The sequence below is a fragment of the Streptomyces sp. NPDC093149 genome (assembly GCF_044754145.1).
Taxonomy (GTDB): Bacteria; Actinomycetota; Actinomycetes; order Streptomycetales; family Streptomycetaceae; genus Streptomyces.
The window spans coordinates 68,417-80,972 of the sequence record NZ_JBIVON010000012.1; the positions used below are offsets into that span (position 1 = coordinate 68,417).

General features: G+C 70.1%; 12 protein-coding genes and 1 tRNA gene. 10 read left to right on the forward strand and 3 right to left on the reverse strand.

Annotated features, from left to right (window positions below; all coding sequences use genetic code 11):
- The first annotated feature begins 7 nt into the window (after positions 1–7).
- The 5 genes from ACIQCZ_RS30515 to ACIQCZ_RS30535 are packed head-to-tail and all read left to right on the forward strand — an operon-like array spanning position 8 to position 5,308.
- Positions 8–673 (forward strand): EboA domain-containing protein, encoded by a 666-nt coding sequence (locus ACIQCZ_RS30515; protein ID WP_402286850.1) that lies wholly within the window; start codon positions 8–10, stop codon positions 671–673.
- Positions 673–1,521, forward strand: a complete 849-nt coding sequence (locus ACIQCZ_RS30520) for a TatD family hydrolase (protein WP_402286853.1) — start codon at positions 673–675, stop codon at positions 1,519–1,521. The genes ACIQCZ_RS30515 and ACIQCZ_RS30520 overlap by 1 nt, the downstream gene beginning before the upstream one ends.
- Before the next feature lie 4 nt (positions 1,522–1,525).
- Entirely contained in the window at positions 1,526–2,701 is a 1,176-nt protein-coding gene (gene eboE / locus ACIQCZ_RS30525) for a metabolite traffic protein EboE (protein WP_402286855.1), read from the forward strand.
- Positions 2,698–4,107 (forward strand): nucleotide pyrophosphatase/phosphodiesterase family protein, encoded by a 1,410-nt coding sequence (locus ACIQCZ_RS30530; RefSeq protein WP_402286858.1) that lies wholly within the window; start codon positions 2,698–2,700, stop codon positions 4,105–4,107. Before eboE ends, ACIQCZ_RS30530 begins: the two co-directional genes overlap by 4 nt.
- A 49-nt stretch (positions 4,108–4,156) precedes the next feature.
- Entirely contained in the window at positions 4,157–5,308 is a 1,152-nt protein-coding gene (locus ACIQCZ_RS30535; protein ID WP_402286861.1) for a sugar phosphate isomerase/epimerase family protein, read from the forward strand.
- Here the strand turns inward: ACIQCZ_RS30535 and ACIQCZ_RS30540 are convergent.
- Positions 5,278–5,709 carry a hypothetical protein gene (locus tag ACIQCZ_RS30540; protein ID WP_402286864.1) on the reverse strand — a complete coding sequence of 144 codons (432 nt, stop codon included), beginning with the start codon at positions 5,707–5,709 and terminating at the stop codon, positions 5,278–5,280. The two genes, ACIQCZ_RS30535 and ACIQCZ_RS30540, sit on opposite strands and share 31 nt — an antisense overlap.
- A 138-nt stretch (positions 5,710–5,847) precedes the next feature.
- Here ACIQCZ_RS30540 and ACIQCZ_RS30545 point away from each other — a divergent pair.
- From ACIQCZ_RS30545 to ACIQCZ_RS30565, 5 genes are all read left to right on the forward strand, one after another.
- A tRNA-Leu gene (locus ACIQCZ_RS30545) sits at positions 5,848–5,932 on the forward strand.
- Positions 5,933–6,406: 474 nt separating this feature from the next.
- Positions 6,407–6,775, forward strand: a complete 369-nt coding sequence (locus ACIQCZ_RS30550; RefSeq protein WP_376219597.1) for a BlaI/MecI/CopY family transcriptional regulator — start codon at positions 6,407–6,409, stop codon at positions 6,773–6,775.
- Positions 6,772–7,683: a M56 family metallopeptidase gene (locus ACIQCZ_RS30555; RefSeq protein WP_402286868.1), complete on the forward strand. Its 912-nt coding sequence runs from the start codon at positions 6,772–6,774 to the stop codon at positions 7,681–7,683. Before ACIQCZ_RS30550 ends, ACIQCZ_RS30555 begins: the two co-directional genes overlap by 4 nt.
- 235 nt (positions 7,684–7,918) lie before the next feature.
- Positions 7,919–8,353: a hypothetical protein gene (locus tag ACIQCZ_RS30560; RefSeq protein WP_402286871.1), complete on the forward strand. Its 435-nt coding sequence runs from the start codon at positions 7,919–7,921 to the stop codon at positions 8,351–8,353.
- A gap of 73 nt (positions 8,354–8,426) precedes the next feature.
- Positions 8,427–10,022 carry a multicopper oxidase family protein gene (locus ACIQCZ_RS30565; protein ID WP_402286874.1) on the forward strand — a complete coding sequence of 532 codons (1,596 nt, stop codon included), beginning with the start codon at positions 8,427–8,429 and terminating at the stop codon, positions 10,020–10,022.
- A 557-nt stretch (positions 10,023–10,579) separates the two neighbouring features.
- On the opposite strand, the gene ACIQCZ_RS30570 is transcribed toward ACIQCZ_RS30565, so the two are convergent.
- Together ACIQCZ_RS30570 and ACIQCZ_RS30575 are read right to left on the reverse strand one after the other, a co-directional pair.
- Positions 10,580–11,854, reverse strand: a complete 1,275-nt coding sequence (locus ACIQCZ_RS30570) for an MFS transporter (RefSeq protein WP_402286877.1) — start codon at positions 11,852–11,854, stop codon at positions 10,580–10,582.
- An 87-nt stretch (positions 11,855–11,941) separates the two neighbouring features.
- Entirely contained in the window at positions 11,942–12,472 is a 531-nt protein-coding gene (locus ACIQCZ_RS30575) for a carboxymuconolactone decarboxylase family protein (protein WP_402286880.1), read from the reverse strand.
- Positions 12,473–12,556: the final 84 nt, after the last annotated feature.

Here is a 12,556-nt window from a genome sequence, read left to right on the forward strand (position 1 = left end):
CAACGCCATGCCGACGACCCCGACGACCGCCCCGCTGCTGACCCGCGAGGAACTCGACGCACAGCTCGGCGGAGCCGCGCGCGCCTGGCTCGACGAGGCCCTCGCGGAAGCCGAGCACGCCGCCGCCCACGAGGGCACCGAACAGCCCGGCGGCCCGTACGCCGTACCGCCGTGGGAACTGCGGTACGCCGCCGCCGGCCGCCACTGCGGACTCGAACACGCCGACTCCGTACGGGTCCTCCTGCTCATCGAGGCCCGCGCCGCGCTGCCGGCCCTGACCCGGCTGTACGAGCAGGGCACCGCCGCCGAACGACGCGCCGTCCTGCTCGCCCTGCACCGGCTCGACCTCGGCCCCACCGCCCTCCCGCTCGTCGAGGACGCACTGCGCACCAATGACACCCGGCTCGTCGCCGCGGCCGTCGGACCGTACGCCGCCGTCCATCTCGACGCGCACAACTGGCGCCACGCCATTCTCAAATGCCTCTTCACCGGCGTCCCCGTCGACGCCGTCGGCCAACTGGCACGGCGCTCCCGCGGTGACGCCGAACTCGCCCGCATGCTGGGCGACTTCGCGGCCGAACGCATTGCGGCGAACCGCGACGTCCCCGCTGATCTCACCCGCGTTCTCGGCCTCACCACCCCCGGCCCTGCCGCCCCCACGGAGGAGTCCTGATGCGCATCTTCGACCCCCACATCCACATGACCTCCCGCACCACGGACGACTATCAGGCGATGTACGACGCGGGCGTCCGCGCCCTCGTGGAACCCTCCTTCTGGCTCGGCCAGCCCCGCACCTCGCCCGCCAGCTTCTTCGACTACTTCGACGCCCTGCTCGGCTGGGAGCCCTTCCGCGCCGCCCAGTACGGCATCGCCCACCACTGCACGCTCGCCCTCAACCCCAAGGAGGCGAACGATCCGCGCTGCGCCCCGGTCCTGGACGCCCTGCCGCGCTATCTCGTCAAGGACTCCGTCGTCGCCGTCGGCGAGATCGGCTACGACTCCATGACCCCGGCCGAGGACACCGCCCTGGCCGCGCAGCTCCAGCTCGCCGCCGACCACGGCCTGCCCGCGCTCGTGCACACCCCGCACCGCGACAAGCTCGCCGGTCTGCACCGCACCCTCGACGTGATCCGCGAATCCCACCTCCCCCCGGAGCGGGTCCTGCTCGATCACCTCAACGAGACGACCGTGAAGGACGCCACCGACAGCGGCTGCTGGGCCGGCTTCTCCATCTACCCCGACACCAAGATGGACGAGGACCGCATGATCGCGGTCCTCAAGACCCACGGCACCGAGAAGATCCTGGTCAACTCGGCCGCCGACTGGGGCAGGAGCGACCCGCTCAAGACCCGCAAGGTGGGCGACGCGATGCTCGCCGCCGGGTTCGACGAGGACGACGTCGACCAGGTGCTCTGGCGCAACCCCGTCGCCTTCTACGGGCAGAGCGGTCGGCTCCAGCTCGACATCACCGCGCCGCAACCACTCCACGAGGGCAACTCCATCCTGCGCGGCGGGGAGTGAGGCCATGCGCTTCCGCCACCCCGACGGCTCCACCGTCCACCTCTCGTACTGCACCAATGTCCACCCGGCGGAGACACTCGACGGGGTCCGCACCCAACTGCGCGACCACTGCGAACCCGTTCGCAAGCGCCTCGGCCGCGACCGGCTCGGCATCGGCCTGTGGCTCGCCGGGGACGCCGCCCGCAGCCTGATCAACGACCCGTCCCAGCTGCGCTCCCTGCGCACCGAACTGGACCGCCGCGGCCTGGAGGTCGTCACCCTCAACGGCTTCCCGTACGAGGGCTTCGGCGCCGACGAGGTCAAGTACCGGGTGTACAAGCCGGACTGGACGGACCCGGAGCGGCTCGCCCACACCACCGACCTCGCCCGCCTCCTGGCCGGGCTGCTCCCCGACGACGTCACCGAAGGGACCATCTCCACCCTCCCGATCGCCTGGCGCACCCCGTTCGACTCCGACGCCGAGGCCGCCGGTCTCGCGCACACCGCGCTCACCACCCTCGCGGAACGCCTCGACGCACTGGCCGAGCTCACCGGCAAGTCCATCCGCATCGGCCTCGAACCCGAGCCCGGCTGCACGGTCGAGACCACCGCCGACGCCGTCGCACCGCTCACCGCCGTCGGACACCGGCGCATCGGCATCTGCATCGACACCTGCCACCTCGCGACCTCCTTCGAGGACCCCGACACCGCCGTCGACGCACTCGGTGCCGCCGGCGTCCCGGTCGTCAAGGCACAGCTCTCCGCCGCGCTGCATGCCGAACACCCCCACCTCCCCGAGGTACGCGCCGCGCTCGCCGCCTTCGCCGAACCCCGCTTCCTCCACCAGACCCGTACCCGCACGGCTGCCGGACTGCGCGGAACCGACGACCTCGACGAGGCGGTCACCGGCCGGGCCCTGCCCGACGGAGCCCCGTGGCGCGCCCACTTCCACGTCCCCCTGCACGCACCCCCCGCACCGCCGCTCACCTCCACCCTTCCCGTGCTCCGCTCCACGCTGACCCGACTGGTCGGCGGCGCCCGGCCCCTCACCAGGCACCTGGAGGTCGAGACGTACACCTGGCAGGCGCTGCCCGCCGCACTGCGCCCCCGCACCCGCCCCCAGCTCGCCGACGGCATCGCCGCCGAACTCACCCTCGCCCGCGACCTCCTGGTCGACCTCGGTCTCAAGGAGCTCCCATGACCCACGCCGGGCCTGCTGCCGGGCAGGACGCGACACCCACCCCCCTCCTCGTCCTCGACGTCGTCGGCCTCACCCCGCAGCTCCTCGACCACATGCCGCACCTCAAGGCCCTCGGACGGTCCGGCACCCGCGCCCCCCTCGGCACCGTGCTGCCCGCCGTCACCTGCGCCGCCCAGTCCACCTTCCTCACCGGCACCACCCCCGCCGAGCACGGGATCGTCGCCAACGGCTGGTACTTCCGCGAGCTCGGCGACGTGCTGCTCTGGCGCCAGCACAACGGCCTGGTCGCCGGTGACAAGCTCTGGGACGCCGCCCGCCGCGCCCACCCCGGCTACACCGTCGCCAACATCTGCTGGTGGTACGCGATGGGCGCCGACACCGACATCACCGTCACCCCCCGTCCCGTGTACTACGCCGACGGCCGCAAGGAACCCGACTGCTACACCCGGCCGTCCGCCCTGCACGACGAACTCACCGCGAAATTCGGCACCTTCCCCCTGTTCCACTTCTGGGGCCCCGGCGCCGACCTCGTCTCCTCGCAGTGGATCATCGACGCGACCCGGCACATCCTCGACACCCGCCACCCCGACCTGGCCCTGTGCTACCTCCCGCACCTCGACTACGACCTGCAGCGCTACGGCCCCGACGACCCCCGGTCGTACCGGGCCGCGGCCGACCTGGACCGCGCCGTGGCGCCCCTCCTGGACGACGCGCGCCGCGAAGGCCGCACCGTCGTCGCCCTCTCCGAATACGGCATCACCCGCGTCGACCGGCCCGTCGACATCAACCGGGCCCTGCGTCGCGCCGGTCTCCTGGAGGTCCACACCCAGGACGGCATGGAGTACCTCGACCCGATGGCCTCCCGTGCCTTCGCCGTCGCCGACCACCAGCTCGCCCATGTCTACGTACGCCGTCCCGAGGACCTCGAAGCCACGCGCGACGCCCTGCGGGACCTCCCCGGGATCGAGCAGATCCTCGACGACGAAGGCAAGAAGGCCCACGGCCTGGACCATCCGCGCTCCGGCGAACTGGTCGCCGTCGCGGACCCGGATGCCTGGTTCACGTACTACTACTGGCTCGACGACGCCCACGCGCCCGACTTCGCGCAGCTCGTCGAGATCCACCGCAAGCCCGGCTACGACCCGGTCGAACTGTTCCTGGATCCCCAGGACCCGTACGTCCGGGTCAAGGCCGCCGCGGCCGTCGCCCGCAAGAAGCTCGGGATGCGCTACCGCATGGCGGTCGTCCCGCTGGACCCCTCACCCATTCGCGGCAGCCACGGCCGCCTTCCCACGAGCGACGACGAAGGGCCGCTCATCCTGTGCTCCACCCCCCACGCGTTCACCGGACCCGTCCGGGCCACCGAGGTGAAGTCCTTGCTCCTCACGCTTGCCGGCCTCGCATGAGATCGGTCCGTGCACAGCGTTTCGAGCATCTTCGAGAAAGAGAGAGACCGTGACCGCGTACAACGACGAATCCGGAACGGACGGCGCCCTGCGCCGCAGCCTCGGCGTCAGCCGCCGCCGCTTTCTGAGCACCTGCACGGCCGCCGCGACAGCGGCGATCGCCGCGCCCGCCTTCGGTGCGTCGCCGGCCCTGGCCCAGACCGCATCCGGCAGGGGGCAGGGCGTCGGCCAGGCGCTGATCCCGGCGGCGAAGCGAGGAATCATCCTGTACACCGTGCGTGACGCCACGGGCCGGGATCCGCTCACCACCGACCTTCCCTCGGGCTTCCGTGAGGTCTTCAGGGAGCTGGCCCGCTACGGCTACAAGCAGGTCGAGTTCGCCGGGTACGGCCAGCACGCCAACGCACCCGGCGGAAGCAGCCTCGAATCGGTGGAGGGCGCGAAGCTGCTGCGTTCATGGCTGGACGAGTACGGCCTGCGCGCCCAGGGCAACCACGGCTTCATCCCGTCGTCCTGGCCGCTGAGCCAGAGCGATCTGGACCAGTTCAAGCGCCACCTCGAAATAGCGAACATTCTCGGCATGGAGCACATGGGCACCGGCGGCGACCCCACCGGCAGCGCGTATCGTGCCGACTGGGACGTGGCCGCCGAAAAGTGGAACACGCTGGGACGGATCGCTCACGGCGCCGGCATCAAGCTGTACACCCACAACCACGACGCGGCCTACGGCTTCCTGCTCGACGGCGGTCCGCTGGATGCCCAGGGCCGCCCCACCCGCAGTTCCGGCATCCGCAAGCTCGAATACTTCCTCCAGGCCACCGACCCGAAGACCGTATGGCTGGAGATGGACATCTACTGGGCGCACGTCGCCCAGTACAAGTTCCACACCTACACCGCGCACGACGGGTCGCAGCAGGAGAACATCTTCGACCCGGCGGCACTGGTCCGCTGCAACACCAAGCGCTACCCGCTGTTCCACGCCAAGGACGGCATCGTCAACACCACCAGCGGCGAGGGCTACGACATGGTCCCCTTCGGCACCGGGGACATCGACTACCGGACCTTCTTCCGCCGCGTCGGGGCGAAGAATTACCACAACCCGATGGTCGAGCAGGACAACGCACCGAGCTCGTCCGTCCCCGCGCAGTCCCTGAACCACGCGCGGATCGGCTACGACAACCTGGCCGGGCTGCGCAAGTAGAACGATCGGCGCCGCCGGAGGGGCGGTCCGCGCCTCACCCCGATCTCCTGACGGCCGGGGAAGAGAGCGAACGCCCGCCCGGTGACGTCAGGCACCGTACGTTCCACGGCCGTCACCAGGAGCGTACGGTGCCCGACCGGCACCGGAACCGCGCGGCCGGCCGCGGGACCGCCGCCGGCCAGGGCGCAGGCACCGTTGCAGTCCCACGCTTCGACCACCCTCGCGCCGAGACCACCGCCGAAACCGGAGAAGAAGGCGAAGAGCTGGAAGGGCCACTCGCTGAACCGGAAGAGCCACTCGCTGTGCACGTTCCCGGCCCGGATCGCACCGAAGCGGGCCAGGCCCTGATGCCCTGCCCCTCGGTGACACTGTCCGTAGCCGCACTGCGACGGTTTGCGCATGTGGTGCGGCCGTGTGCGCCGGATCGCGCCCACGGCGTCCGGCGCACCGCACTGACCACCGGAAACGCAGGTGAGGGGTACCCCGAACCCCTGGTATTGTTTTCCATGTCGCCGCGGGAAACCGGGGCCGACCACCTGGTCCGGGTGGCGGAATGGCAGACGCGCTAGCTTGAGGTGCTAGTGCCCTTTATCGGGCGTGGGGGTTCAAGTCCCCCCTCGGACACAACGGTCAACCGACCGAACAGAGCCGGTCAAAGCGACACTTGTCGCTTTGACCGGCTCTGTTGTTGTGGTGGATATGGGTCCGGCCCTCTGCGGGTTCGCAGAGGGCCGGATGTGTTTGTGCTGTTCGGGGGGCGGGGGGCGTGCGGCGAGCTGCTCCTGGTCGGCCTCCCGCTCCAGACGCAGGGCCTCCGCGCGCGGGAGGCGATGCTTGGGCAGCGGGGAGAGGTCCATGACGGCCTCGGCGGCGTGGAAGGCGCGCCGCACGGCCAGGTACGCGGACTCGAAACCGTCGGTGTCGTCGGCATCTCCCTGAGGATGGTGTGGGCCTGCTCGGCGCCGGTCGGCCTGACCGGCTTGTCGAGGTCGCCGTCTGTGGCGCGGGTGTCCTTCTCGGTGTATCTGTACGCGAGGCCTGAACGGACGCCCGTCTACTATGGATCTGCGTACTGGGCGGCAGAAGGAAGTCGGAGCAATGCGGCGGTTGGGGGACCTTGAGGCGGAGATCATGGATCGGCTCTGGACGTGGAATCGTCCTGCGACCGTGCGCGAGGTCGTCAATGACATCAACGAGACCCGCCCTCTCGCCTACACCACCGTGATGACCGTCACCAACATCCTGTACTCCAAGGGCTGGCTGTCGCGCAGCAAGCAGGGACGTGCCTGGCTGTACACACCGGTCCGCAGCCGCGAGGCGTACGCTGCCGCGCTGATGGAGGACGGCCTCGGAGCCAGCAAGGACCGCTCGGCGGCGCTGGTGCACTTCGTCGAGGGCATGTCGGAGGACGAGGTAGCCGCCCTCCGCAGGGCGCTTCGCAGCGTAGGGCGACAGGCCAAACCGTGATCTCGGCATCTGCTCTGATCGGCTACACGGCAGCCATCGGATTCATCGCCCCGAGAGTGCTGCTGCGCAGCAGTTGGCCTCATCGCGCTCCCGCCCTGGCGGCAGCGGTGTGGCAATCCCTGGCGGTCTCGTTCTCGGTCGCTGTCACGCTCACCGCTTGCGGCCTCGCCTTGCCGACAGAGCATCTGCACGTCAGCCTTTCAGGCCTGCTGCATCTTTGCGGACTGGAAGCGAGTGCCGGTCGGCCCGATCCCGACACGGCGCACCGGCTCGCCATCGCTCTGCCGACTGCCCTCGCGCTCGCCCTGGTCGCGAGCTTCTCCTGGCACGTCGTACGAGCGTGCAGAGTCCGAGCACGGCATCGGGAAGCCGTGGACCTGGTGGGCCGCCACTCGGCCCGGCTGCGTGCCACAGTCCTGCCGTACGACGTTCCCGCCGCGTACTGCTTGCCCGGCCGCCGCCCACGGATCGTGATCAGCGACGCGGCGGTACAACGATTGACGCCCGAGCAGCTCGATGCCGTACTGAAGCACGAGCAGGCGCACATCGCGGGCCGTCACCACCTCGCGCTGGCCGCTGCTGAGGCCTTCCACTCCGTGTTCCGTCGGCTGCCGCTGGCTTGCCACCTCCGGGAGCAGACAGCGCTCTTGCTGGAGATGGTCGCGGACGATCGCGCACTGCGCAGCCACTCCCACGAGGTGCTCGTCACCGCGATGTACGAGATGGCTGCGGCGCAGACCCCGCAGGGAGCGTTCTCAGCGGGCGGCCGATCCGTCCTGATCCGCGCGAGGCGGGTCCTGGAACCGCGCGAAGCGCCGCACCCCGCGCTGTGGTGGTCCATCGCCGCCATGGCTGCGGCGGTTCCTGTGCTCCCGCTGCTGGTGGCCTGCCCGCCCGGTCTCGGCTGACCACAGTCACCCAGAGAAGTCCCGAATGGGAACGAACCATCGGCCGATACTGCCAACGGTGCGTGGCCGACCACTTCCGTACGGGTACCGGCGCCACCAAGGACCGGCTGTTGATGTAAAGCGGGCAACCCCACGGGCTCCGATGTGCAGCGTGACCCGGCCCATGGTCGCCACAGGCACCACCGTCACCGCTCCCACTGACGCACCGCATACCCCCTCACCGTATGATGAGTGGGTGGGATCCGAGGTGACGAGGCGCCCGAGGGCTGCGGCGACATGGTGGGGCCGGTTTGTGCTCGCCGCCGCGCTGCTCGTCGGCATCGTGCTGATGCACGGCCTCGGCCACCTCGGCGAGCATGTGGATGCCACGCACGTATCAGGCGGGCATGTGGCCGCCGCAATGGAGCATGTGGTGGCCGACGCCGGCCATGCCACGCACCCTGATCCCGCCCCCGCGCACGGGGTCGGCTTCGCGGGCGTGTGCCTGGCGGTGCTCGGTGCCGGGGTCGGCATCGTGCTGGCGGTCCGTGGCGCGCTCGTACGACGAGGCCGACGCTGTGCGGCCGGCGAGCTGCCGGCTGCCGTGCGGCTTGCCTACGCCCTCTGTGTGATCCCGCCTCCCGAGCCCCCCAGGTCCCTGCTGACCCGCCTCTCGTTGTTGCGCGTGTAGACGGACCGGCCGCTGCACATCGTGAGCGGAACGCCCTGTTCATGCAACGACCACCTCAAGAGGTTTCACAGTCATGTCCCGACTCACTCGTCGTACCGTCCTCGGTGCCGGCCTCGCAGCCGCCGGCACCGGTCTGCTGACAGCCTGCTCAGGTTCCATGAGCGACATGGACCACTCCTCCGCAGGGAGTGGGATGTCGTCGAGCGCCGACTACCTCAGCCCGGACAGCAAGGAGATCGCCGCGACCGAAGCCCTCCGCAAGCCCGGCCCGGAACGGCGGTTCAAGCTGACCGCTGTCGAGACCCCGCTCGACCTCGGCGGAGGACGGATGGTCCGGTCGTGGGCATACGGGGACGACCTCCCCGGCAAGGAAGTCAGGGTCACCGCCGGCGACACCTTGGCGCTCACCCTCGCGAACAACCTTCCCGAGGCCACCTCCGTCCACTGGCACGGACTTGCCCTGCGCAACGACATGGACGGTGTCCCCGGTCTCACGCAGCGCGACATCAAGCCGGGCGGTTCCTTCGACTACCGCTTCGCGGTCTCCCGCCCCGGCACCTACTGGTTCCATCCGCACTCAGGCGTTCAGCAGGACCGCGGGCTGTACGCCCCGCTGATCGTCGAAGATCCCAAGGAACCGCTCAAGTACGACAAGGAGTGGGTGATCGTCCTCGACGACTGGGTCGACGGCGTCGACGGTTCCACTCCGGATGCCGTGCTTGCCGAGCTGAGCAAGGGCATGGGCGGCATGGACCACGGGGGATCGGGTGGTATGGAGGGCCACGACATGTCGAAGATGTCGATGACCACCCGCAAGTCCCCCTCGCCGAAGCCTTCTGGGCCCTCCCGGATGCTCATGGGCGCAACAAGCGACCTGCTGGGCGGCGATGCCGGGGACGTCGGGTACCCGCACTATCTGATCAACGGCCGGACGCCGGACCGGCCGCAGACCTTCACGGCCCGGCCCGGCGACCGGATCAGGCTCCGGATCATCAACGCCGGCGGCGACACCGCCTTCCGTGTCGCCCTCGGCGGCCACAAGCTCACCGTCACGCACACCGACGGCTACCCCGTCGAGCAGACGCAGGCCGACGCACTCCTGCTCGGCATGGGCGAACGCATCGACGCCGTCGTGACCGTCGGGGACGGCACCTTCCCGCTCACCGCACTCGCCGAGGGCAAAAGCCGCTCTGCCCTCGCCGTCCTGCGCACCGGCGGCGGCGCTGCGCCCAGCGCCTCCGTACGTCCCAAGGAGCTCGAAGGGAAGGTCGTCCACGGCGGTCAGCTGAAGGCAGCCGAGCCCGTACGACTTGAGCCCGGGCGCCCGGACCGGACGATCGAGTTCAAGCTCACCGGCTCGATGATGAAGTACGACTGGGCCATCAACGGCAAGAAGTACGACCCCGCCCAGCGCTACGCGGCTCGCTCCGGCGAGCGTGTACGACTGTCGTTCGTGAACAGCACGACGATGTGGCACCCCATGCACCTGCACGGCCACACATACGCGCTCGCCGACGGCGGCGCACGGAAGGACACCTCGATCGTGCTGCCGGGGAAGCGGCTCGACGTCGACTTCGACGCCGACAACCCCGGGCTCTGGATGATCCACTGCCACAACGTCTACCACGCCGAGTCAGGGATGATGACCGTCCTCGGCTACCTCAAGTAGACCGGGAAACCTACGGAGAACGGCCCGGCCGGGGCTCCTGGCCAGGCCGTTCCTCACTCAGTCCCAGCCGACTGGCTGAGCCTCGTACATACTGGCCCGGCGCACTGCGGCCACCAGTGCGTCCGTGTTCACGGCCACGTTCTCCGCAAGCCATCAGGCATCAGGCATCAGGTCCGCCGTTCGCGGTGACCACCTCGTCGAGCCGGCCTGCCAGGATCTCGCTGTCCGGTACCTCATTCGAGAGCGCACCGGTCATGCCTGCCGTCGGTAGTCAGCTGATGCGGTCAGCGGCCGGCCCCGAAACGACGGCGACGGAACTCCAGCACCGAATGGTCGGCCAGGTATGTCGCGCGACCAGGGCGACAGCGGGTACGTCGCCCAGGAGCCGGGCGAGCGTGGCCACGACGCTGAGGACGGCCATGGCGGCGCCGATACCCGAGAAGGCCGTGGCCGCCGCCCGCGCGGAGCGGGACAGAGGTCACGGCCTTCTCGGGTATCGGTGTGTCCCGCCGGCAGCGAGTGTGTGACGCAGACGGTCAGAGCGTGCGCGCGGCGCTTCACGCGGCCTTGGACAAGGTGGACCGGTCCTTGCTGGGTGCGTGCCGGGCGAGTGTCGCAGGTGCGGTCGTCACTCCTCGTCCGTCGTGGCGCGGCCACAGGAGGAGGGCGCCGATCGCTCCCGTCCCGGCGAGGACCGCGAGGACGGACCAGGCGAGGGCGAAGCCGGCGGTCGTGCCGAGCCATCCCGCGACGGGGTAGGTGATGAGCCAGGCCAGGTGCGACAGGGAGAACTGGGCCGCGAATGCCTCGGGGATCGCGTTCCGTCCGACGGAGGCGCGCAGGACCTTGCCGGTCGGTGTGATGATCAGCGCCATGCCGATGCCGATCACGGTCCAGACGATCGCCGTGCCGGTCCAGGTGGCGAGGCCGGTCGCGATGAGCGTCACCGCGGCGGTCGTGCCACTGACGAGGACTGCGGCGCCGGTCATCATGACGGTGCGGGCAGCGACCCGGTCGAGAACGCGGGGCAGCACGAGGGCGGCCAGGAGGGTTCCGGTGCCGGAGGCGGCGAGCGTCCAGGCGACGTCCGACTGTGAGCCGCCGAGTTCGTCACGGATGTAGTTGACGGTGTTGACGACGACGATCGAACCGGCCGCCGCGACCACGAGGTTGAGCGCCATGATGCCGCGCAGCCGCGGCATCCGGAGGAAGGTTCTGATGCCTGCCGCCGCCTTCTCCCACGCCTTGGTGTGGGTGCTGGGGCGGGCGTCCGGGACGTGCGTCGACAGGACGAGCAGGGCGGAGACGAGGAATCCGGCGGAGGTGCCCAGGAACAGCCAGTTGAAGCTCATGAACGTCAGGGCGACGGCTGCGAGCACGGGGCTGAGCAGGCTCTCCATGGTGGAGGCGACCTGCGAGGCGGACAGGGCACGGGTGTATTCGGACTCGTCGGTGACGATGTCGGGGATGACGGCCTGGAACGTCGGAGTGAACGCGGCGGATCCGGCCTGGAGCAGGCCGATCAGGACGTAGATGTGCCAGACCTCGCTGACCAGCGGCAGTGCCAGGACCACCACACCGCGGATCACGTCGAGGAGGACCAGGAGAGTTCTTCGGGGGAGCCGGTCGACGTACGCGGCAGCCAGCGGGGCTATGACCACGTACAGGACCATCTTGATGGTCAGGGCGGTGCCGAGGACCATGCCGGCGTGCGGGCCGGCGAGGTCGTAGGCGAGCAGCCCGAGGGCCACGGTGGTCAGTCCGGTACCGAACAGGGCGATGACCTGGGCGCCGAACAGGTGGCGGTAGTCGCGGATGGCGAACAGACGCATGGCGGGTTCCTTCCGTGTCCATGCGGCGGGGCGCGGCCCCTGGGCGGTGGCCGTGCCCCGCGAGTACAGGCAGGTGGGGTGTCTTCTCTACGCACCGGTGTCGCTCCCCGGTGCAAGGCCGGCGAGCAGGTTGAAGGCGCCGGTGAGGACGTTGAGCGCGACGACGCCGACGACGTCGGCTGTCGCACGGTCGCTGTAGCCGTGCCCGCGCAGCGCGTCGACCTGTTCGTCGGTGATCGACGTCGGCTCGCGATAGACCTGAAGGGCGAGGGCGATGATCGCCGCGATCGCGGGATCTGCCGAGGTACCCGCGTGGGCCCGCTCGATCTCCTCCTCGCCCACCCCCAAGGCGCGGGCGGCACTGACGTGCGCGTCGAGGCACAGTCCGCATCCCTGCAAGACCTGGACGGCGATCGAGATCCGTTCGCTGATCCTGCGGTCGAGCTCGGCGCGCCCCATGGCCCGGCTGAGCTGGAGGTAACCACCCAGTACGGCAGGCGAGTTCGCCATCGTCGAGACCATGTCGCCGATCTGGCCGTGGCGGGACACCAGGTCGGCGAGGAGGTCACGCGAGGCGCCGACCGCCGTGTCGGGCGTGAGTCGGGTCAGGCGTGGCATGACGCTCCTTCCGATGTCGGGGATATGACGGGACGGTGGGGCGCGACGGGCTGAGCGCCCCTTGGCCGCGCCGTGTGCCGCGGC

Bases quoted from the DNA above. Each gene is read 5' to 3' on its own strand.
- ACIQCZ_RS30515 (WP_402286850.1), top strand. From the start codon at position 8: ATGCCGACGACCCCGACGACCGCCCCGCTGCTGACCCGCGAGGAACTC.
- ACIQCZ_RS30520 (WP_402286853.1), top strand. From the start codon at position 673: ATGCGCATCTTCGACCCCCACATCCACATGACCTCCCGCACCACGGAC.
- eboE (WP_402286855.1), top strand. From the start codon at position 1,526: ATGCGCTTCCGCCACCCCGACGGCTCCACCGTCCACCTCTCGTACTGC.
- ACIQCZ_RS30530 (WP_402286858.1), top strand. From the start codon at position 2,698: ATGACCCACGCCGGGCCTGCTGCCGGGCAGGACGCGACACCCACCCCC.
- ACIQCZ_RS30540 (WP_402286864.1), bottom strand. From the start codon at position 5,709: ATGCGCAAACCGTCGCAGTGCGGCTACGGACAGTGTCACCGAGGGGCA.
- ACIQCZ_RS30550 (WP_376219597.1), top strand. From the start codon at position 6,407: ATGCGGCGGTTGGGGGACCTTGAGGCGGAGATCATGGATCGGCTCTGG.
- ACIQCZ_RS30565 (WP_402286874.1), top strand. From the start codon at position 8,427: ATGTCCCGACTCACTCGTCGTACCGTCCTCGGTGCCGGCCTCGCAGCC.
- ACIQCZ_RS30570 (WP_402286877.1), bottom strand. From the start codon at position 11,854: ATGCGTCTGTTCGCCATCCGCGACTACCGCCACCTGTTCGGCGCCCAG.
- ACIQCZ_RS30575 (WP_402286880.1), bottom strand. From the start codon at position 12,472: ATGCCACGCCTGACCCGACTCACGCCCGACACGGCGGTCGGCGCCTCG.